20 protein-coding genes are annotated in these 22577 nt (G+C 37.0%); 9 read left to right on the plus strand and 11 right to left on the minus strand.

Features of this window, described 5'->3' with window-relative positions:
• Position 1 precedes the first annotated feature (1 nt).
• Genes fusA through rpsL form a run of 3 tightly spaced genes read right to left on the minus strand, consistent with a single transcriptional unit; the run spans position 2 to position 3011 of the window.
• Complete coding sequence (gene fusA, locus CA834_RS13560) at positions 2–2131, minus strand: elongation factor G (protein WP_094969264.1); 2130 nt, start codon at positions 2129–2131, stop codon at positions 2–4.
• 5 nt (positions 2132–2136) lie between these two features.
• Positions 2137–2613 (minus strand): 30S ribosomal protein S7, encoded by a 477-nt coding sequence (gene rpsG, locus CA834_RS13565; RefSeq protein WP_094969265.1) that lies wholly within the window; start codon positions 2611–2613, stop codon positions 2137–2139.
• A gap of 23 nt (positions 2614–2636) precedes the next feature.
• On the minus strand, positions 2637–3011 hold the full coding sequence (gene rpsL, locus CA834_RS13570; protein WP_008269190.1) for a 30S ribosomal protein S12: 375 nt from the start codon (positions 3009–3011) through the stop codon (positions 2637–2639).
• A gap of 362 nt (positions 3012–3373) precedes the next feature.
• Here rpsL and CA834_RS13575 point away from each other — a divergent pair, with 362 nt between their 5' ends.
• From CA834_RS13575 to rlmB, 3 genes are all read left to right on the plus strand, one after another.
• On the plus strand, positions 3374–4879 hold the full coding sequence (locus CA834_RS13575) for a POTRA domain-containing protein (protein WP_240507614.1): 1506 nt from the start codon (positions 3374–3376) through the stop codon (positions 4877–4879).
• A gap of 43 nt (positions 4880–4922) precedes the next feature.
• A complete protein-coding gene (locus CA834_RS13580) occupies positions 4923–6554 on the plus strand; it encodes an aryl-sulfate sulfotransferase (RefSeq protein ID WP_094969266.1) in 1632 nt (543 codons plus the stop codon).
• Between the two features lie 61 nt (positions 6555–6615).
• Positions 6616–7353 carry a 23S rRNA (guanosine(2251)-2'-O)-methyltransferase RlmB gene (gene rlmB, locus CA834_RS13585; RefSeq protein WP_094969267.1) on the plus strand — a complete coding sequence of 246 codons (738 nt, stop codon included), beginning with the start codon at positions 6616–6618 and terminating at the stop codon, positions 7351–7353.
• Here the strand turns inward: rlmB and CA834_RS13590 are convergent.
• Entirely contained in the window at positions 7350–8078 is a 729-nt protein-coding gene (locus CA834_RS13590) for a rhomboid family intramembrane serine protease (RefSeq protein ID WP_094969268.1), read from the minus strand. The genes rlmB and CA834_RS13590 overlap by 4 nt on opposite strands.
• A 110-nt stretch (positions 8079–8188) precedes the next feature.
• Between CA834_RS13590 and CA834_RS13595 the strand changes: the two genes are divergently transcribed.
• On the plus strand, positions 8189–9466 hold the full coding sequence (locus CA834_RS13595; RefSeq protein ID WP_094969269.1) for a replication-associated recombination protein A: 1278 nt from the start codon (positions 8189–8191) through the stop codon (positions 9464–9466).
• Here the strand turns inward: CA834_RS13595 and CA834_RS13600 are convergent.
• Genes CA834_RS13600 through radC form a run of 4 tightly spaced genes read right to left on the minus strand, consistent with a single transcriptional unit; the run spans position 9463 to position 12950 of the window.
• Positions 9463–10263 (minus strand): hypothetical protein, encoded by an 801-nt coding sequence (locus tag CA834_RS13600; protein WP_094969270.1) that lies wholly within the window; start codon positions 10261–10263, stop codon positions 9463–9465. The genes CA834_RS13595 and CA834_RS13600 overlap by 4 nt on opposite strands.
• Positions 10263–10952, minus strand: a complete 690-nt coding sequence (locus CA834_RS13605) for a YjjG family noncanonical pyrimidine nucleotidase (protein WP_094969271.1) — start codon at positions 10950–10952, stop codon at positions 10263–10265. The genes CA834_RS13600 and CA834_RS13605 overlap by 1 nt, the downstream gene beginning before the upstream one ends.
• Entirely contained in the window at positions 10949–12244 is a 1296-nt protein-coding gene (locus tag CA834_RS13610) for a polysaccharide deacetylase family protein (RefSeq protein ID WP_094969272.1), read from the minus strand. Before CA834_RS13610 ends, CA834_RS13605 begins: the two co-directional genes overlap by 4 nt.
• 7 nt (positions 12245–12251) lie before the next feature.
• The gene (gene radC / locus CA834_RS13615) at positions 12252–12950 is read right to left on the minus strand and encodes a RadC family protein (RefSeq protein WP_094969273.1); all 699 of its coding nucleotides are present in this window, start codon (positions 12948–12950) and stop codon (positions 12252–12254) included.
• A 60-nt stretch (positions 12951–13010) separates the two neighbouring features.
• Here radC and CA834_RS13620 point away from each other — a divergent pair, with 60 nt between their 5' ends.
• The 5 genes from CA834_RS13620 (at position 13011) to CA834_RS13640 (ending at position 18344) form a co-directional block, all read left to right on the plus strand.
• Positions 13011–13634 (plus strand): FMN-binding negative transcriptional regulator, encoded by a 624-nt coding sequence (locus tag CA834_RS13620; protein WP_240507615.1) that lies wholly within the window; start codon positions 13011–13013, stop codon positions 13632–13634.
• Positions 13635–13676: 42 nt separating this feature from the next.
• Positions 13677–14564 carry a dienelactone hydrolase family protein gene (locus CA834_RS13625; RefSeq protein WP_094969274.1) on the plus strand — a complete coding sequence of 296 codons (888 nt, stop codon included), beginning with the start codon at positions 13677–13679 and terminating at the stop codon, positions 14562–14564.
• Between the two features lie 43 nt (positions 14565–14607).
• Positions 14608–15786 (plus strand): MFS transporter, encoded by a 1179-nt coding sequence (locus tag CA834_RS13630; RefSeq protein ID WP_094969275.1) that lies wholly within the window; start codon positions 14608–14610, stop codon positions 15784–15786.
• 234 nt (positions 15787–16020) lie between these two features.
• On the plus strand, positions 16021–17865 hold the full coding sequence (locus tag CA834_RS13635; RefSeq protein ID WP_094969276.1) for a PLP-dependent aminotransferase family protein: 1845 nt from the start codon (positions 16021–16023) through the stop codon (positions 17863–17865).
• A 179-nt stretch (positions 17866–18044) separates the two neighbouring features.
• Entirely contained in the window at positions 18045–18344 is a 300-nt protein-coding gene (locus CA834_RS13640) for an immunity 53 family protein (protein WP_094969277.1), read from the plus strand.
• Positions 18345–18392: 48 nt separating this feature from the next.
• Here CA834_RS13640 and CA834_RS13645 read toward each other — a convergent pair whose 3' ends face one another.
• The 3 genes from CA834_RS13645 to CA834_RS13655 all read right to left on the minus strand — a co-directional run bounded on the left by CA834_RS13645 (position 18393) and on the right by CA834_RS13655 (position 22576).
• A complete protein-coding gene (locus tag CA834_RS13645) occupies positions 18393–19745 on the minus strand; it encodes a UDP-N-acetylmuramate--L-alanine ligase (protein ID WP_094969278.1) in 1353 nt (450 codons plus the stop codon).
• Positions 19746–19821: 76 nt separating this feature from the next.
• Positions 19822–21225: a TolC family protein gene (locus CA834_RS13650; protein ID WP_094969327.1), complete on the minus strand. Its 1404-nt coding sequence runs from the start codon at positions 21223–21225 to the stop codon at positions 19822–19824.
• Between the two features lies 1 nt (position 21226).
• Positions 21227–22576: an HlyD family secretion protein gene (locus CA834_RS13655; protein WP_094969279.1), complete on the minus strand. Its 1350-nt coding sequence runs from the start codon at positions 22574–22576 to the stop codon at positions 21227–21229.
• Between the last annotated feature and the right edge of the window lies 1 nt (position 22577).

Consider the following 22577-nt stretch of genomic DNA (forward strand, 5'->3'; position numbering starts at 1 on the left):
TTTACGATTCAACTCCTTTTGCTGCTTTGATTACTTCTTCCGAAATATTAGAAGGTGTTTCAGCATAGTGAGAAAATTCCATAGTTGATGTTGCTCTACCTGAGGATAAAGTTCTCAATGTGGTTACATAACCAAACATTTCTGACAATGGTACCGTAGCTTTTACAGTTTTAGCACCAGCTCTATCACCCATATCACTTACTTGGCCTCTTCTTCTATTTAAATCACCAACGATATCACCCATATTTTCTTCCGGAGTAATAACTTCAAGCTTCATGATTGGTTCCATAATTACAGCTTTTGCTGCTTTTGCGGAGTTTTTAAAACCTAATTTTGCTGCTAATTCGAATGATAATTGATCAGAATCCACGTCGTGATAAGAACCATCAGTTAAGGTTACTTTCATAGCATCTACCTCGTAACCTGCAAGAGGACCGTTTTGCATAGCCATTTTAAATCCTTTTTCAATTGAAGGGATAAATTCTTTAGGAACATTACCACCTTTAATTTCAGAAACAAATTCTAAACCTACTTTTCCTTCTTCAGCTGGTTCAAGTGTAAATACAATATCAGCAAATTTACCGCGTCCACCAGATTGTTTTTTGTAAACTTCTCTGTGTTGCGCTTTTTGGGTAATAGCCTCTTTGTACTCAACTTGTGGTTGACCTTGGTTAACCTCAACTTTGAACTCACGACGTAAACGGTCTACGATAATATCTAAGTGAAGCTCCCCCATTCCAGAAATAATCGTCTGTCCAGATGCTTCATCAGTTCTAACCGTAAATGTTGGATCTTCTTCAGCTAATTTAGACAATGCCATGCCTAATTTATCAACATCGGCCTTAGTTTTTGGTTCAACCGCAATACCGATAACCGGATCAGGGAAGTTCATTGATTCTAAGACAATTGGATGTTTTTCATCAGTAAGAGTATCTCCAGTCTTTATATCTTTAAATCCAACAGCCGCTCCAATATCTCCAGCTTCGATGAAATCGATAGCATTTTGTTTGTTAGAGTGCATTTGGTAGATACGAGAGATACGTTCCTTTTTTCCAGAACGATTGTTCAGTACATAGGAACCTGCATCTAAACGCCCTGAATAAGCTCTAAAGAATGCTAAACGCCCTACGAAAGGATCTGTAGCAATCTTAAATGCCAAGGCTGCGAAAGGTTCTTTCACATCTGGCTTACGAAGTTCTTCTTTTTCAGTATCTGGATTAATACCTTTTATACCCTCTTTATCTACTGGAGAAGGCAAATAGCGACATACAGCATCTAATAAAAACTGTACCCCTTTATTCTTAAAGGCAGATCCACATATCATTGGAATAATAGACATGTCCATTACAGCAGCTCTTAGTGCAGCATGCACTTCATCTTCTGTAATAGAATCTTCGTCTTCCATATATTTCTCTAGCAGATTCTCATCATAAGCGGCAACCTCTTCAATAAGCTTACCTCTTAACTCAGCCGCCTCTGCTTTCAATTCCTCAGGAATATCAACAACATCAAATGTTGCACCTTGAGTCTCATCATGCCATATAATAGCACGGTTCTTAACCAAATCTACAATACCTTTAAAATCGATTTCGTCACCAATATTCATTACAATTGGCACGGCATTAGAGCCTAACATGTCTTTAACCTGCTGACATACATTCATAAAATTAGCACCTTGGCGGTCCATTTTATTTACGAATCCAATACGTGGAACTTTATAATTATCAGCAAGTCTCCAGTTAGTTTCAGATTGAGGCTCAACACCGTCAACCGCACTAAATAAAAATACCAACCCATCCAATACACGTAAGGAGCGATTTACCTCAACGGTAAAATCTACGTGGCCCGGAGTGTCAATGATGTTAAAATTATAATCCTTGGTTTCTGGTAATGGCTCTGCATTTTCCATTGGGAACTTCCATGTACATGTTGTAGCAGCAGATGTAATAGTTATACCTCTCTCCTGCTCCTGCTCCATCCAGTCCATCGTTGCAGCACCATCATGAACTTCACCTATTTTGTGCGATACACCGGTGTAATAAAGGATGCGTTCTGTGGTAGTAGTTTTCCCAGCATCAATATGCGCTGCAATACCTATATTTCTTGTATATTTTAAATCTCTTTGTGCCATTCTAATTAAAATCTAAAGTGTGAGAATGCCTTGTTTGCCTCTGCCATTTTGTGAGTATCAACTCTTTTCTTAACAGCAGCACCTTCTTCCTTAGCAGCAGCTAAAACTTCTGCCGCTAATTTTTGAGCCATAGATTTCTCGTTTCTTTTACGAGCATAACTAATCAGCCACTTCATAGCTGTAGAAACTTTCCTGTCAGGACGAATTTGCATAGGGATTTGAAAAGTTGCACCACCTACTCGGCGACTGCGCACTTCTACGTGAGGCATCACGTTAGATAAGGCTTCTTTCCAAACTTCCAAAGCTGTTTTTTCCTCGTCATTCTTTTTCTCCTCAACGATATCAATCGCATCGTAGAATACTTTAAACGCCACAGACTTCTTTCCGTCCCACATCATCATGTTAACGAAACGCGTCACTAACTGATCATTGAATTTTGGGTCTGGTAAAAGAGGCCTTTTTTTCGCTTGTCTTTTTCTCATGTCTTCTTCTTAAAGTTTTTTAATTACTTCTTAGGGCGTTTGGCACCATACTTAGATCTTCGTTGGGTTCTTCCGGCTACACCTGCTGTATCCAAAGCACCACGAACGATGTGATATCTAACACCTGGTAAATCCTTTACCCTTCCACCTCTAACCAATACTATCGAGTGCTCTTGGAGATTGTGACCTTCACCACCGATGTATGCATTGACCTCGTTACCGTTTGTTAAACGAACCCTTGCTACCTTACGCATTGCTGAGTTAGGCTTTTTAGGTGTTGTTGTATAAACACGAGTACATACACCACGTCTTTGCGGACACGAATCCAAAGCAGCCGATTTACTCTTCTTGGTTATTTTGGCTCTTCCTTTTCGTACTAATTGTGAAATTGTTGGCATATATTTTTACTATATAATTTTGATAACCCTCTCTTTTGAGGGCTGCAAAGGTAGAAATATATATTTATAATTCAAATACTTGATAATTAATTTTTGAAAGAAATAAAACAATTGGTTTCCTGCAAATACAATTAGGTCTATTTTTACGTTACATTAAGAATGAAAATCAACACTATTTTATATCAGGTTTGAACCGCTGCACGATTATTTTTCTAATTCTTATTTTTCCTAATCTTAGTATAGGCCAAACCCTTTTACTCAATATAAAGACCGAAAAAAAAACAAACTCAATTATTATTGATTCTATAGGTTACGCCAAAAGATTCAACAACTATAACGCCCTAGAAAACGAAATAAATGAAATGGTTAATACCTTATGGAGAAGTGGATACATTGATACCACTATTGAATCTATTGCCAAGTCCAATGACTCCATATTCGTGGCAAACCTGAGATTGGGTAAACCACTTAAGCGTATCCAAATTTATTACGACAATAATTTTAATTCTGATTTATTGAAATTTATAAATCACAAACCGGGCGAGGGTTTCTTTGAATTGGCCATTAATGGTCTCGAAAACTCCTTAAATGAACTCAATTCAAAAATAGCCGAACTAGGTGACCCTTTTTCTTCACTGCAGCTTATTGAGATTGAAAAATACAATGACCTCCTTATTTCTGCGCGTCTCAAGATTGTGAGTAATCAAAAACGAAGAATTGATAAAATTGTAATTAAAGGCTACGAAAAATTCCCAAAATCTTATCTTAGATGGTTTTTAAAATTACAAAAAGGCAAATCCTTCAATTTAAATGAAATTAAGAAAAAGGTAGAACTTTTGGAAGACCTAAGGTTTGCTAAAAAAATAAAAGATCCGGAGGTGCTATTTACGTCAGACTCTACGACATTATATTTGTACATAGAAAAAAACAGAAGTAATAATTTTGATGGGTTTTTAGGGTTTGGAACCAATGAAAACACAAATAAAATAGAATTCGACGGTTATTTAGACCTAAGACTTATCAATAACCTTAACTATGGAGAAACCTTAAATCTTTTTTATAAAAGTGATGAGATAGATCAGCAAACCTTTAGAATTGATGCTGAGTTACCATATTTATTTAGGTCACCTGTTGGATTGCAAGTTGGGCTTAATATTTTTAGAAAAGACTCCACCTTTCTCAATGCCAGCCAATATGCCAAATTAAATTATCAAATAAATGCCCAACATAGAATTGGTGCAGGAATTAGTCTTACAAATTCTACTAACCTTTTAGAAAACAATACAACTGTTTTAAATGACTACACCACTAATTATTATACTGTAAACTACAATTACACCAAACCTCAGTTTTATGACCCTTTGTTTCCTATTAATTTCTTGTTCGACTTTTCCTTTGGTATCGGCCGTAGAGAAAATGACTTTGGCAAACAGTCACAAAACATAGCCAGCCTCAATACATATAAGATTTTTGTCCTCAATAATAGAAACAATATTTTTTTGCGGGCCAATGGTGCCATGCTCACATCAGACGACTATTTTGATAATGAACTGTTTCGTTTTGGAGGTATTAATTCCATAAGAGGTTTTGAGGAGAATAGCTTAGTAGCAAATATGTATGGGGTAATCAACACAGAATACAGGTATCGCTTGAGTCGCAGCGTATATGTCCACTCGGTTTTTGACGTAGCGTATTTTGAAAACGAACTAACAGATACTAAAGAGAAACTATTTGGTTTTGGATTTGGATTTGGATTACTCACAAACGCAGGACTATTCCGACTGAATTATTCTAGTGGCAAAACTGAGAATAGCCCTTTTAAATTATCTGACTCTAAAGTGCACATTAGTTTAACGGCGTCCTTTTAGTTTTTCTCATAATTTGTATTTAGGTTTGTAAAAAAATCTAAAAATGAGAAAGACATTTGTAAAAATCATTGCAATTGCATCGCTTTGGTTTTCTCATGGCCAAGATAATACGATAGGAACCATCAGTTTAACAGAAGATGCTTATGAAGGCCTAACCTTAATCACGGTTAACCAAAAGACCTATCTATTTGATAATTGTGGTCAAGTGATTAACGAATGGACAAGTCAATATCTACCTGGAGTTTCGGTGTATTTACTTCCAAATGGCAATCTCTTAAGGCCAGGTAGGTTAAATGATGGTAGTAGCAATATAGGTTTTGGCGGACAAGGAGGTATCGTTGAATTGTTTGACTGGGAGGGCAACCTTATTTGGTCATTCACAGATAATTCAATGGAATCCCGACAACATCATGATGTTTACCCAATGCCCAATGGAAACGTATTGATTTTAGCTGTTACGGTAGTAAATGCCGCCGATGCCATCCAAGCGGGACGAAATCCTGACTTATTAATTGATAATGAAATTTATAATGAACGTATTTATGAAGTTGAGCCTGTTGGTGCGAATGGTGGCAATGTTGTTTGGGAATGGAATGCTATTGATCACCTTATACAGGATTTTGATGCTACAAAAGATAACTTTGGTGTAGTACAAGACAATCCACAAAAAATTGACTTTAACTTTTTAAATGGCTTTGAACCCGAAAATAATTGGCTGCACATTAACTCTATCCAATACGATGAGGAATTTGATCAAATTGTCATAAGCTCAAGGCGTTTTAGTGAACTTTGGGTCATAGATCACAATACAACCACTGCAGAGGCTACCGGAACTGCTGGTGACCTTCTTTACAGATGGGGAAATCCTCAAGCCTATCGACAGGGTACGTCTGGTAATAGAGTACTTTATGCTCAACATACACCGTACTATATTCCTTCAGGATTACCTAATGAGAGAAAAATTATGGTATTCAATAATGGCTTCGGACGCTTACCTCTTTATTCTGAAGTAATGATAATAGATCCTCCTGTAGATGCAAATGGCAGCTATACCTATACGCCAGGGACCTCTTATTTACCTGAAAGTCCAGAGTATACATTCCCAGAAACACCTCCAACAGAGGATTCAGAATTTTATTCTGCCATTATCAGCAACGCACAACAATTGCCTAATGGAAATATATTGGTTAACGAGGGTAGAGAGGCGATTTTTTTTGAACTTGACAGCAACAACAATGAAGTTTGGAGGTATGTGAACCCTATTAGCAATGCTGATGGGTCTTCATATGAACAGGGCGGGCCACCGCCTATCAACAGTTTTACATTTAGAGCAATAAAATATGGCTTTGATTATCCTGCTTTTGTTGGCAGGGACCTTACACCTGGACCACCCTTAGAAACCAATCCTAATCTCACCGCATGTCTTGACGTGTTGAATGTTGACGACTTTACAAATATTGAAATGTCGGTATATCCAAATCCCAGTCATAATTTTATAACTGTAAGTTATGATGGCACAATTGACAAAATTGAAGTCTTCGCGGTAAATGGCGTGAAAGTGGCAGAGTTTGGGGCCACTAATACAGTCAATATCGAAGATTTAACTAAAGGAATATACTTTATAAAGGTTTGGTTTGGGGGTCGTTCCCAAAACATGAAGATAATAAAAGATTAAACTTTTTTTTGAATAAAAATTTACGTCGCAATTACAATTTCGGTTTAAAAATTAAATTTAAATGGATAAAGACACTACCATTTTTGGAATACACTCTATTATTGAAGCAATAAAATCTGATAAAACCATCGACAAGGTGTTTATTCAAAAAGGGTTAAGGGGTGAGTTATTTCATGAGCTCGAGAAACTTCTCAGGGCAAAAGGCATTAATTCCTCATATGTTCCTGTGGAGAAACTCAATCGTCTATCAAAAGGAGGAAATCACCAGGGTGCTGCTGCCCAAATTTCACCGATTGAATTTCATAACATTGACGATTTGGTTATGGCTTCATTAGAGAGCGACAGAATGCCATTATTTCTATTATTGGATCAAATTAGCGATGTAAGAAATTTTGGAGCTATTGTAAGAACTGCTGAATGCACCGGCGTGTCGGGAATCATTATTCAAAAAAAAGGTGGCGCCCCTATTAATGGAGACACCATTAAAACCAGTGCTGGTGCCATATTTAAAATTCCCATCTGTAAAGTAGACCATATAAAAGATGCTGTGTTCCACATGCAATCTTCGGGCATAAAAGTTATTGCTGCTACTGAAAAAGCCGATGACTATTTGTACGACTTATCCTTTAAGGAACCTTGTGCAATTATTATGGGTTCTGAAGGTAAGGGTATAAATCCATCCGTGTTAAAAGTTGTTGATGAAAAAGCCAAGCTTCCCATTTTGGGAGATATTGCATCTTTAAATGTCTCTGTTGCTTGCGGTGCCTTCTTATATGAAGTTATGAGACAACGTCTTTAATCCTTATTTTCTTTAAAAATATATTTTACGTCGGTAGTGTCCTCAGTTTTAGAATCTTCATCTTGAAGATGTTCAATGAAATTGCCATTTTCATCAAAATGACGCATGAACGGATCATCTTCCTCATTATAATTGGGTTTTTCCCAATGATACCGCTCTGGCTTTGCCACGCGCTTTCTGAAAATAATCGCAAAAATCAAACCTGTTATTAAACCACTGAGATGACCCTCCCAGCTCATACCGTCTTTTATTGGAAAGACATACCAAATCAAACTGCCGTAAAGAAAAATTACAATTAAGGATAGCGCTATTAGCCTATAGTGTTTGGCAAAAATACCTTTAAAAAAAATAAAACTTACCAGAACATAAATTAACCCACTAGCGCCAATATGATTTCCCTTTGATGCGATTAACCAAGTAAAAAACCCTGAAACTAAGATGCCATAAAAGATAACCTTCCATGCAATTTTATTGTAAAAGTAAAACAAAGCCAGAGACAAGACAAAAAGAGGAATTGAGTTATTATACAGATGCTCTATATCACCATGAATGAAGGGACTCGTAAACACCCCTAAGAGACCTTCTAATTTATGTGGTCTAATACCAAGGGATTTGATACCATAGTCAACTCTTACCTGATACCAAAAGACGAGCCAAACCATAAAAAGCATCAGGAGCGGATAGGCTATAACACTATTGGAATATTTAAATTGTTGAGTAGACATGTATGTAATATGTATTCAAAATCGCTTCCAATGTACAAAAGCATGCAATATTGTCATAACTACTAATAACCTTATCCGTATTAATCATAGACATTTTGTAATTTTGAAACATGAACATTCCCTTAGCAGAGCGACTTAGGCCTAAAAGTCTAGATGACTATTTGAGTCAACAACATCTGGTTGGGACTCATGGTATATTGTCACAACAACTTAAAAGTGGTGTAATCCCATCAATGATTTTCTGGGGCCCACCTGGAATTGGCAAAACCACATTGGCTAATATCATTGCCAATGAATCTGAACGTCCTTTTTATAAACTAAGTGCCATTAATTCAGGCGTAAAAGATATAAGGGAAGTTATTGATAGAGTAAAGAAGAGCGGTGGCCTATTTACATCAAAAAACCCAATTCTTTTTATAGATGAGATTCATCGATTTAGTAAATCCCAACAAGATTCACTTTTAGAGGCTGTTGAAAAGGGTTGGATAACCCTAATTGGCGCCACGACTGAAAACCCCAGTTTTGAAGTCATCTCTGCATTATTGTCCAGATGCCAAGTTTATACTTTAAACCCATTCAGTAAAATAGATTTAGAGGCTTTATTGCAGCGTGCTCTTCAAAAAGATACCCTTTTGTCCAAACGACATATTGAACTGAAAGAAACAGACGCGCTATTAAGATTATCTGGGGGTGATGCGCGTAAGTTGTTGAATATTTTTGAGCTATTAGTGAACTCTTTTGACGATGACCCAATTGTTATAACGAACGATATGGTCATGCAAAAAGTTCAAGATAAAACGGTACGTTATGATAAGACAGGTGATCAGCATTATGATATCGTTTCAGCGTTTATAAAATCCATTAGAGGAAGTGACCCAAACGCTGCGGTGTATTATTTAGCACGAATGATTGAAGGTGGCGAAGATGTTAAATTCATAGCTAGACGACTGTTGATTCTCGCCAGTGAAGATATTGGCAATGCCAATCCTACTGCACTGGTTATAGCCAATAACACGTTTCAGGCGGTGTCCGTCATTGGCCATCCTGAATCAAGAATTATTCTTAGTCAATGTGCTACCTATTTAGCCAGTTCACCCAAAAGCAATGCATCATATAATGCCATTAACAAAGCGCAGCAACTCGTAAAGCAAACCGGTGATCTTTCAATTCCGCTTTCCATACGCAACTCACCGACACAACTTATGAAAGAATTGGGGTATGGTGAAGACTATAAATATGCCCATGACTACGAAAATAACTTCGCAGAACATGAATTTATGCCAGAGGAGCTTATTAATACGACTCTATATAACCCTGGAAATAATAGCAGGGAACAGGCACAACGCAACTATTTGAAATCGCTTTGGAAAGAAAAATATGGCTATTAAAACTCAATATTTAGCTCTTTTTCAATTGTAGTTTTACCATCGTTTTCAGAATAAATCCATTTGCCATCCTTCTTAAAAACTGTGGCAGTCTTTCCCTTAACCATAAATACATTTTCGGCTGATGTTTTCAACAATATCATAACAACTTCCGGAACCGTATTTACGACTTGATATCCTTCAGGTATAGCTTGCGCATAGTAAACTATGCTTTGGCTCAATTGAGATTTACTTTCAGCCTTTCTAGTTTCGCTGCCAGTTAAATTGGCTCCTTGAATTAATTTAGATTTTGTTTGTATTGATTCTTCTTGTTGAATTACCTGATTGCTCGTCTTAACGTTCCCAGCTTCATTATTTACCTTTTGCATTGGTTCATACCTATAATTTAAACCCATAAAACTTTCAAATGCTTCCCTTACAGCTTCATTATAGGCCTGCTTATGATCTTTTTTCTTAGATTCACCAACCTTCGACAACATTACTTCTTTTCCCTTACAATTCAGCAAGGATATTTGCATTCTATTCTTTAAAAAGCCACCCTCTATCTTATTAACATCAACATAAAGTGCCAAACACCTATCCTTAAATAAATCTTCTGGTAGTTTTTCCTCATCAAAATAAACATTAAACCCTTCCTCTTTGAATAGGTAACGCACCAAGGTATTCAATCTCCAAGCATCTTTTCCATTTGAAAATTCCCATTGAAGCGGCACGACCAAATATTTATAATTATTGATGCTTTTTTGTGCAAACGTTGATAAGGTTGTTAGAAAGACGGTTAAAATTATTATTTTCTTCATTAGAGATAATTTTTTAATTCTTCTAAATGTGAAATTGTTGTGATATCGTCAAACAAGTTCTGCATTTCACCATTATTGAACAAAATACCGCTCATACCAACTTTATGGGCCCCTTCAATATCAGCCTCAAGACTATCACCTATCATGATACTTTCTTTTGGATCGGCCTTTGCTAATTCTAAGGCAAATTTAAATATTTTTGGGTTGGGTTTTTTTACACCTACCATTTCAGAATTGGTAATCGTTTTAAAATAATGCTTAATTTCTGAATTGGTCATTTTTCGCTCTTGGGCCTCTTCAAAACCATTGGTAATGATATGTAATTCATATTTTTGCCTTAAATACTCCAAGATGTCTTTGGTGCCATCAAAGAGATGTTTAAAAGTAGTCAAGTGACCTATGTAATCTACAGACAGTTTATTTATAGTCTCATCATCAACTTTAAACTCTAAATAGTCAAAAGCCTCTTTTAATCTTCCGTAACGCAAATCTGGTTTTGAAACTCGTTCCTCTCTGTAAAGCTTCCAGTATTTCAAATTTATGGGTTTGTAGACCTCTAAAAATTCATTCAGGTTGATATCAAGCCTATGGACTTCAAAAATTTTCTTGAATGTTAGTCCAGAATTTCTGTCAAAATCCCATAAGGTGTGATCTAAATCAAAAAATACGTGCTTTATAGTCTTCTTCATTCTGTTGATTCAAGTATAAGATTGAATAATGGTTTAAAATCTTTCCAACGGTCTAAATCACTAAAGGTGTAATTATGAAAAATAGGAATAAACGTTCCATTAACAGCTCTTATTTCGCTCATCAATTTTTCAAGGTGCTCTTTCTTATCCAAATAAGAATTGTATTTCAACAGGGCAAAATCCAAACATTGGTAAGGGTTTATTTGCAAGGGTGTCTGTATTTCATAGTCTAAATCATAAAATTGAAAAGGCGTACAGGTTCCCGCCCTAAATCCTAGGGTATCAATGTAACCCATTGAAAAATCTTGATGAATTTCCAATTCGACCAAATTTCTGTAGGATTTTGGTAAATTTAATTTTGAAAAAGAATTCCTCACTGCGACCAACTCTCTGTTGATTATCCCTTCCATCTTTATTTTTTCCTGTTTCAAAATACTGATGTCATCTAAAGCAAAGTAAGAAGCTTTGAGCCCGACATTACAATAATCAGCAACCGATTTGATTAAAGATACAAATGCCTTTTTATTGGTATTTATATTTTTATCATAGGTTGAGTAATTCCCTATCAAAAATAAGACTGTAAATTTAAAGTTATGTTGTTTTTGTTTGGTAATAACCCATTTAAATGTATCATACGGATCGCGTTTAAAGCCCATTAAAACCGAATACCGCTCATAGAGTTGCCTCAACTTAAATCTAGCAATATCATTAAGCGTTCCTCCTAGTGTCCTAAGTAAGCCTTTTTGCCTAAAATAATAGGCCATTGGCACATCTATTACCGGCCATACCTGATACTCTCGCTTTGAAAATTGAAATTCAGGAAATCGTTCTTTGAGTATATCTTTTAGCTTGTAGGCCCAAATATCAATTACCGGTTGATTTAAAAATCTGTTTTTATAAGCCACACTTTCCTTGACCGTATACCTGCCATAAGCATCCTTTACATGCGGTAGATACTCTTCATACCTGCTAAGAAGAAAAAAGGAAGCTGCAAAAATATCATAGGGTAAATCACTGCGCTCACTGGTCACAAAAAAGCCCTTGGTATTATCCCATTGATGCACATTGATATCAAAATCTGAAAGACCTTGCTCAAATAAGAGCTCATTACTTTTAACAAACAATTCATTGGATAGGGCTTGTTTGGTATAGGACATCTTAAGGCTGTCATGTGCAATAAAATCCTCCACTTTAGATGTAAACCTAACTTCTAAACCTAATATACGCTTGCATATATGCTTAAACGTATATGTAAGTCGCGGGGTAATTTTATGAGTATAAACTAATAACATGAATCTTCTATAGTAGGCCTTCGTCAGCGAAACTTAAATAGTCTTTCTCTGTAATGATAAGGTGGTCGAGAACTTTTATGTCCAAGCTTGATGATGCCGTTCTTAATTTTTGTGTAATCTCCTTATCGGCACGGCTTGGTTTTAAGGTCCCTGATGGATGGTTATGGCAAAGCACCAAAGCTGTTGCCCCAACCTCAAGGGCCTTTTTTAGCACCAACCTCACATCTACTAAAGTACCTGTTATGCCGCCTTTACTCAATTGATTTTTTACGAGTATTTTATTGGAATTATTTAAATAAAGAATCCAAAATTCCTCATGTGGTAATTCACCCAGAATGGGTTGCATAACCTCAAATACAGAACGACTCGATTGAATTTTTTTTAACCCAGAATTACTTTCATCTCGTCTGCGCCTGCCCAACTCAAGAGCTGCTGCAATAGTTATGGCTTTAGCCTCACCAATACCTTTAAAGGCCATGAGTTGTTTTATTGATAACTTACCTAAAGCATTTAAGTTATTATCAACACTTGCCAAAATACGCTTACTCAAATCAACAGCACTCTCCTCCCTGCTTCCGGAACCTATCAAAATCGCAACCAACTCGGCATCGCTTAGAACAGTTCTACCCTTATCCCTAAGTTTTTCTCTGGGCTGGTCATCTTGGGACCAATTTTTTATTGAAAACGACGATGTGTGTTCAGACATGGTCTAAAGATAAAAATTGTAAATTTAAGCCACCATATAATTTCACAAAATCGTACTAATATGACATCCTGCACTACGTTCAGGACAAGAACCATGAACTATCCACCACAACACCATCAAGATAACGACATCAATCACATGATTGAAGTTATGAAAACTTACCCATTAGCTACGCTTATTTCTGTAGAGAATAACGCTCCTCTGATAACGCATTTGCCATTGGTCTATGAGGAGGGTAAATTAATTGGCCACATTGACATCTATAATCCACAAGCTAAGGTTTTAAAGGATAATAAGGATGTGACCATCATTTTTGCCGGACCTGAATGCTACATTTCACCCAGCATTTATAGCACAACTCAATTACCTACCTGGAACTACATTAAGGTACACCTCAAAGGGACGGTAAGAGCCATTGAGAGCAAGGCGGCCTTAAAACAGTCCCTAATAACTATGACGGAATTTTTAGAGGCCCCAGACCATAAGTACGAGCTGAAACCTGATAATCCAAGACTTGATAAAAATCTCAATTATATTGAAATGTTTGAAATTACCATTACCCATTGGGAAGGTAAATTTAAACTGTCTCAAGATAAAAACCCAAAAGACAAAACAGCCGCAAGGGAAGAACTCATAAGAGCTAACCAAGAGAACTTACGGCAATTCCTAGATAAAGTATTTTAAAATCCGTAATTTCAACATCTATTTGTTTCAATCATTAGCAATATGAAAGACTTAAAAAAAGAAGACATTAAACAAGAGGTATTTGACCTCTATGATGACTACGCCCATAACAAATTAAATAGAAGACAATTTGTAGAAAAACTATCGCTTTATGCTGTAGGTGGAGTAACAGTCTCTTCACTACTAAGTTTTATGTCTCCTAATTATATAGATACATTACTCGTAAAACCCGATGATCCAACTTTAGATTCAGACTATATTACCTATGAATCTCCAAAAGGAGGAGGTACCATAAAAGGGCTTTTATCCAAGCCTAAAGATGCCACCATATTACCGGGAGTCATTGTTGTTCATGAAAACAGAGGTTTAAATCCATACATAGAAGATGTAGGCAGACGCACTGCCAAAGCCGGCTTTATTAGTCTTGCTCCTGACGCACTAACCCCACTTGGCGGATACCCTGGTAACGATGATGACGGCAGAGCCATGCAAAGAAAACGTGATAGAAATGAAATGCTTGAAGATTTTATTGCGGCCTATCACTATCTCAAATCACACAAAGATTGTAACGGTACTGTGGGCGTTGTAGGATTTTGTTTTGGTGGCTGGATTTCTAACATGATGGCCGTAAAACTGCCAGATTTAGGAGCAGCTGTTCCTTATTATGGAAGACAACCAGAAGCAGAAGATGCGGCAAAAATCAAAGCACCGCTATTACTTCAGTACGGGGAATTAGATACCAGAGTTAACGCAGGTTGGCCGGCATTTGAAAACGTTTTAAAAGCAAATGACATCACTTACGAAGCCTATATCTATCCAGGCGTAAATCATGGATTCCATAACAACACAACACCACGATATGATAAAGAGGCTGCTAACCTTTCGTGGGACCGCACCATTGCATTTTTTAAAACGCATTTAAAATCTTAGACCTTATTAGGATTCCTAATTCTAAAATATTGAAAATTTAACAATGCGCAGGAATGCAATTATTTTGGTCATAATTGTCATCGCCCAATTCTGTTGCACCTCACTTTGGTTTGCTAGCAATGCCGTCATAGATGCTATTGCTAATGCCTTCTTCCTCCAAGATAGTGCTATCGGTTATTTGACCTCGGCCGTGCAGTTTGGGTTTATCATTGGCACCCTTGTTTTTGCAATACTCACAATAGCAGACCGGTTTTCTCCGTCTAAGGTGTTTTTTATCTGCGCTGCAATTGGCTCATTTTTTAATCTTTTGATGGTGATGGAGAGCCATTCTTTACAGTCCTTGTTACTTTTAAGGGCGTTGACAGGCTTCTTTTTGGCAGGGATTTATCCTGTCGGTATGAAAATCGCTGCAGATTATTTCAACAAAGGCCTTGGATTATCCTTGGGGTTTTTAGTTGGAGCATTAGTGGTGGGTACTGCCTTTCCGCATTTGCTTTCAGACATAGTACCTTCAAGCCAATGGCGTTTGGTTGTTTATATCACTTCAATAGTCGCTATATTCGGCGGACTATTGATGTTAGCCTTTGTACCCAACGGGCCACATAGAATAGCGTCCAAAGGATTTGACTTTAAGGCATTTTCTAAGGTCTTCAGAAATGTGCCTTTTAGAGCAGCAGCTTTCGGTTATTTTGGTCATATGTGGGAACTCTATACCTTTTGGGCTTTTGTTCCGGCAATACTTGCGACGTATAATAATTTAAATGCTAATGCGGAATTCAATATCCCCTTGTGGTCCTTTATAATAATTGCTGTCGGTGGCCTCGCCTGCGTTATTGCAGGACTTGTATCAAAAAAAATAGGTGTAAAAACTACGGCATTTAAAATGTTACTTTTATCGGGACTGTGCTGTATGCTATCGCCACTAATGTTCGGTCTAGCAAATCCTATAGTCTTTATAGTGTTTCTTATATTTTGGGGTTTTGTGGTCATTGCCGATTCACCTCTGTTTTCAACTCTGATAGCCCAAAATGCAAATCCACACTTAAAAGGTACTGCATTGACTATTGTAAATTGTATAGGATTTTCAATAACCATTATCAGTATTTTACTTCTGACCACTATGAGTAAATTTTTCGATAATACCAACATTTACAGCATTTTGGCCATTGGACCCTTATTTGGCCTATGGGCCCTAAGAAAAAAAGATAATAAACTGATATAAATGGTATTATTGCAAGCATTCTTTACTATTGACATAAAGTTTGTCTATGGATAATATCAAAAGTGATACGTAAAACATTCCTAAGAAGGATTAGACAGGGGGCTTTAGTCAGTAGAACCACTCAGAATTGATTGAAATCATTTCTTAAGGCAACATCATCTAACAAAACATCCTATAAGCTTTTAATAAAAACCTTACTAATGTATCTTTACAAGTCATTAGTCAATGCTAATTATGACAGACAAAAAGATACTAGATTATATCAAAGATGTTTTAAAAAACGTACCGACCGATTGGTTGGGACTCACGACACATCGCCTAGATATTTACGATGAAAAATTGGCCAAAACTGAATTTACAGAGCAGTTTGACACCTTATATCAAAACGATAATTCAAAAACTTCTGCATTAGCTAAATTACCAACGGCATACGATTACATAAGATTAGGTCACCCATTATCATGTATACTGGAATGGACAATAGCTAAATTGAATCATCTCAAACCAGAACATGTCATCTGTTTTTCGTCTAGAACTATGCCTGTCTTAGCAGTTTTAAGAAAAAATTTATTAGATAACAAAAAGACGCGCATTGCCTATTCAGGTAAATTGCCAGATGCTTTGAATGTTTCGATTTTAAGGCGTGTTTATGGTTACAATTTTGAATTAAATAAAGTAGATGCCATAGAGCACATCACCAAGTTTGATGGTAGTACCATATTTATTTCACTACACGATGAAATTGAAATTTCAGATTTACACTCAAACGTGGACTTCTGTGTTAATATTTATTCGCATTTAGGAAGTGTTTTATTAGTTAATGGTATACAAAATAAAGATTACATCCCAGATATTCAGCATGTGCGCCGTCGAGAAACCATTGCCATGACGCCTATTAATTGTCTCAAGGCATTAGAGGCATTAACAACGTCTTCTGTTTTAGGTCAGCAGGATAAAGCTGTTTCGAACAATAAAGCGCAAGTTCTAAATGCTATACGAGACATAACTGGTACCACTTCCAAACCACTGGTTGGCTCTAGTGGATTATCTGTTCAATATGCTATTATGATGGGCTTAATTGATGATGCTCAAAAGCATCACCAAGGTAAGGCGATTAAATTTCTAGTGCCTCCGAATTGTTACGGTGGGACCAATGACCAAGCAAGGCGTGTTGCAGCATGCTCTCCTAATGTAGAGATTGTGGATTTACCAGTAGATGGTGATAACGATATGGTACAAAGCGTACATACCGTTTTGGACAAAATTGCTTTTGACGATGCCATCCCTTATATCATTGCTGAAATTCCAACAAATCCAAGAGTTGAAGTACCTAACCTTCAAGAACTTAAAGACGCTTTAACTAAAGAACGAAAAACATCAACTGGTGAGGTAGCCGTTGATCCAGTCTTTATTTTAGACCAAACCTTTTGTCCTAATGTTCACTTTTTAGGCGAGGGTGAAATACTTTCAATCCTAAGGGCTATTTCTTACGCTAGTGGCTCTAAATTTCCAAGTGGCGGAAAATGCACTGCAGGTTATTGTGTGGCAAATGATAAAGCCAACGCTTTGATGGGCTCTATAGAAGAACACTTGCTGCTTTGTGATAACGAGGCGACGGCACTTCAATATAAACTATTAGCACAACAATTGCCCTCTATGAACCAACGAATTATTGAGGCTTATAATAATACACGTGACTTCATTAACTTCATAAAAAAAACCTTACCCGAAGCTAAGATTAATTTTGTGTCAGAGGCTCTTGCGGCAAAAGGCTTCACTCCATCTGTGTTTTCATTGGATCTGCCCACTAAAGGCAACACCGCTGAGGAAAAAGAGGCCTATAAAAGAGCACTAAATCATAAATTAATCAATTTAATGATTACTGAAATCCCTAATGAAAGTAAGTACTGTGTTAGCTACGGACAATTAAAGGGCTGTTACTGGACCATACCTGCTACCTCAACCCAAGGCACCACAAAAGAAGGTGATAAAGACTATATTGTGCGCGTCTCACTATCACCTGATATGGATTTAGAACGCCACAAGGACGTCTTTTTAGATTTTGTTAAAAGTAATTAGAAATCAAGAAAAAGAGACGTTAGGTCTAGTTTTTATTGAATTCAAGAGCTGTTGAAAATAATGTAACATGAATAGATTGCCTAACTAAAATAAGGATGGCAATACAATTTTTTGAAAGAATAAATCACTCAAACTGAGGATAAAAACATAAACCTATAAAGTAATCAATTTTAATACAAATGGAAATTTTAGACTGGATACAAAATTGGTTCAAAGATAATTGCGATGGCGAATGGGAGAAAAACGACATAATTCAAATTACCACCTTAGATCATCCTGGTTGGGAAGTTGAAATTGATATTTCAAAAACATCAGTCGCCAATTTAGAAATAAAGTGGATTCTTAACGAAATCAATCGGCAAGATTGGTACGGCGTCAAAGTTGAAAATCAGAAATTTCTAGCAGCTGGAGATACAGGGAAACTCACCTTTCTATTAAACTTGTTTAGGCAGATGATTGATAAGGTTGAGAATGTGTGACGATGCCAAATAAAGACCCTGAAACACGTTGATGATGATGATATAAACCTAAAATAATTTTGTGACCTCATCAAAATCCAATCCGCCATAATTCCCTGAACTCATTAATAACAGAGATTTGTTATCAAAACTTTGAGAGAATAAGAAGTTTTTAAAATCATCTGGATTGGTGTAAATGATTAAATCATCACGTTCAAAAGCTTCAGCTATTTGGCCCTTTGTGACCTCTTCCAATTTCTTAATTTCAACGGCATGAGGTGAGTAAAACACCACAGCCACATCAGCTGCATCTAAAGCGCCTTTATATTCTTTTAAAAATTCTGCATTTAGGCTACTGTACGTATGCAATTCTAAACAGGCGACTAATGTCCTGTCGCTAAATTGTTCTTTCAAGGCTTTGGTAGTGGCTTTCACCTTACTCGGTGAATGCGCAAAATCCTTGTAAGCTATGCTTGTGGGAGATTCAGCTATTTTCTCCAAGCGTTTGCTTGCCCCTTTAAACGTAGCGATGGCTTCGTAGAAATCGTCTTCATCGATTCCCATATGCTGACAAATCCATTTGGCACCTGCTAAATTATTAAGATTGTGGGCTCCAAAGACCTCAATAGGCATTGGTCCTTCTGGTGTTTCCAATAAGGTCTGCCCATTTTCAACCGTATACTCAGGTGTGCCATATCGTAGTTTTCTTATCTGATTTTCTGAGGCTTCTACCACTCGTTTAACCTCTTCATCTTCTTCATTATAATTAATGCTTCCACCTCTAACAATAGAATCCACAAAAATGCTAAACTGCTCTACATAGTTGTCATAGGTTGGAAATACATTAATATGGTCCCAAGCAATTCCGCTCAACAGAGCAATATTGGGTTTGTATAAATGAAATTTTGGTCGTCTGTCTATTGGTGAACTCAAGTACTCATCCCCTTCTAGAACGATGAAGTCATTATCTTCTGTGAGCTTAACCATAACATCAAACCCCTCAAGCTGCGCACCAACCATATAATCTACATCCCTATCATGGTAATGCATAACGTGGAGAATCATTGAGGTAATGGTTGTTTTTCCATGACTCCCACCAATAACTACGCGTGTTTTATCTTTGGATTGTTCGTATAAAAATTCCGGATAACTATAAATTTTCAATCCTAGTTCCTGGGCTTTCAGTAACTCAGGATTATCAGCTTTAGCATGCATCCCTAAGACAATGGCATCTAAATTAGAATTAATCTTGTCTGGATACCATCCAAAAGCCTCAGGCAATAAACCCTTTGCTTCTAATCTTGATTTTGAAGGTTCAAAAATGGTATCATCACTCCCCGTAATACTGTAGCCTTTATTATGCAAAGCAAGGGCTAGATTGTGCATAGCTGCACCTCCAATGGCAATAAAATGTACGTTCATACGACAAATATCAATTTCGTAATTCCAAATTCCAAATGATTACATCAGAAGTTATAATCAAAAAAAGATGATTTTTTTATAAATCAGGATTTATAGCTAAGCTATTAAATAGCTTTGCTTTGGTCTTAAAGAATTTGTTTTGAATATCTATGGCTTTAAGCCTGCCATCAATCAATTTAGATTCACGCGAATTAACTAAGAACAATGAACTTTCTCCCAATCTGAATTTCTGTTCCTCGGCCTTTAGCAATTCGGCTAAGTCAGTCACCATTTCCTCAGTAATATCATTTTGATTCACATAAGAATTGAGCTCTTGCTTTAGCGCATCTATTTTATTGATTAAATTCACACGTGTTGAATTGATTTCAAACTCTGTGTCTTGAACCTTTAACTTAGCCAGCCTCAAGTCACCGCGTTCCTTTCTCAAAAATAAGGGAAAACTAATATTAACACCTCCTTTGTATTCAGCTGTATTAAATGTTCTAGCGATTTCAGGAGTTTCAGTTAGGAAATTATACTCTACATCAAATTGTGGCAAAAGTCGGTTGGCACTTAAGCGCCGTTCTACATCTAAACTCTGCAATTTATACTCGAGGGATATCATCTTTGGATGTTCATCAATAATTACCTCATCATCACGAAGTTGGTTAATATTAAATATGGCATCTACTATGGGTTCAGTGTAGACATCTGGAATCACATCTGGCTGTAACTCTACTGGGATATTATTCTCCAACCATAAAAAGGTCGATAATTCCAAAGAGGCATTAGTTAATTTAACAATAGCCTGTTCCAAGCTCAAGCGTCTGCTATTAACAGCAATACGTGCCTCTACAACATCAATTTGGGCGTTCTCACCAACTTCTTCACCTCGTTCTATACCGCGCAGTCTAAATTGCGCATTGGTTAAGAAATTTTCAAATAGTTTAAACTCATTATAGGCCTTTAACCACTCAAAATAGACCAGTGAGGCTTCAAACAAGATGTTGTTGACAAAAATATCCCGGTCTGCTTTAGCCTGTTCTCTGAAGAGCCTAGCTTGCTTTAAGGAGGCCATACGATCATTAATCAATAAATCCCTACCTATTGGGACTGATACACCGGCACTGTATAAGCCATTGTCTGGGACGAAAGCTTCAGGATTTAAAAATTCTCCTGTGTTTTCTTCAAAAGTGCCTTTGAGCTCAATACCAAACCAAGTAGGTACTTTGAAGGTGCCATTAAGCTGATCAAAATACTCTGTGCCCTTAAATTTTTTGCGGTCATAATCTACTTCTAACTTGGGATCGAAGGCGCCTCGAGATTTCATCAATTTAGCTTGGCTTTCATCAATAACAAGTTCGGCCTGCTTCACAATAGGGTGAAACTTTTTGACATAGCCCAAATACTCATCAAAGCGCAAGACGTTTTGTAAACTGTCCAATTGTGCAAATCCGGAAATACTGTAGACTAGAAGCACTATGCATAATAGACCTCTCATATTATTTCTTTTTAGCATTTTCAGCACCTGTAGGCTGGTAGTAATTTGGGGGGAATCCGTTGAGCTGACGCCATAACTCGAACCAGATAGGAACATCTTCCAACAAAGCCATTGTAAAGGCGCCAGAACCAGCTCTAATATCTTTTGGCCATGGATGATCTGTTGGATCTGGCTTTAACAAGATTCTAAATTTACCGTTATCACTAATAAAATTTTCTATAGCCACAACTTCACCCCCATAAGTACCATAGGACACATTGGGCCAACCGCTAAAAATTATGGCAGGCCAACCGTCAAACTGAATACGTACTTTTTCTCCAATATGCATTAAAGGTAAATCGATAGGCTCAATAAAGGTCTCGACCGCCAAGTCTACATTAGCTGGCATAATACCCACTAATTCTTCTCCTTCCTTAAAGGTTTGGCCCACCCCACCACGCAGCGCTTTGTTAATGTAACCGTCATATGGTGCGGTAATGTGTAAGAGCTTATTTCTTATAATATAATTTGAAACTTCATTTTGCAGTTTTTGTACTTGGGCCTCAGAATCGAATTGGCTTGACTGAGCCGAAAACTTCTCGCTTTGTGCTTTTGAAATCTTATCGGCGTATTCTGCATTTATTCTCGATATATCAATTTTAGCATTAATCACCTCGTTTCTACTCGCTAATAGTTTAGCCGCTTGAGAGACCTGTTTGGCTTGGGCTTCTCGCAACTTAATCCTAGCATCTTCAACATTCTTAAGAGCCGTATAACCATCTTTAAACAGTGTATCCGCACGTAAATATTTAGTCTGGGCAATGGTATAGTTGGTTTTAAAGGCTTCTAAATCAATACTATCTGCCTCCACTTTTAACCTAGACTGTAAAAGTTTATTTCTTGCTTGTTCTAATTTTAACTTGCGCTCTTCAATTAAGGCAGAAATACTTACCTCTTGTGCCTTGACCTTTTGTCCATAAGACTGCACGGCAAAAGATTTCGCATCACGCTGTTGCTCTGTGCGCTGAACCAAATTAGGGTCAAAGTATTCGCTTTTAACTTCAGCTATTTGCATAATTGTATCCCCTTTTCTAACAAAGTCGCCTTCGCGCACATACCATTCTTGGATACTCCCTGGAATAGGTGATTGAATGGTCTGGGGACGCTGGCCCGGGGTAAGTGTGGTTACATTCCCACGCCCAGATATATTCTGTGTCCAAGGCAGAAAAAGAATAACCAAACCCGCAATAGCAAATGCTGTTAAAAATCGCCTTCCGTATTTATAATAATCTTTAAAAAAGACATGCTTGGCCGATTTATAATGGGATAAATCTATTTTAGAGTTTATTGGATTTCGAGATATGTTTAGCATG

Origin of the sequence: Winogradskyella aurantia (genome assembly GCF_002266855.1) — a bacterium.
GTDB lineage: Bacteria > Bacteroidota > Bacteroidia > Flavobacteriales > Flavobacteriaceae > Winogradskyella > Winogradskyella aurantia.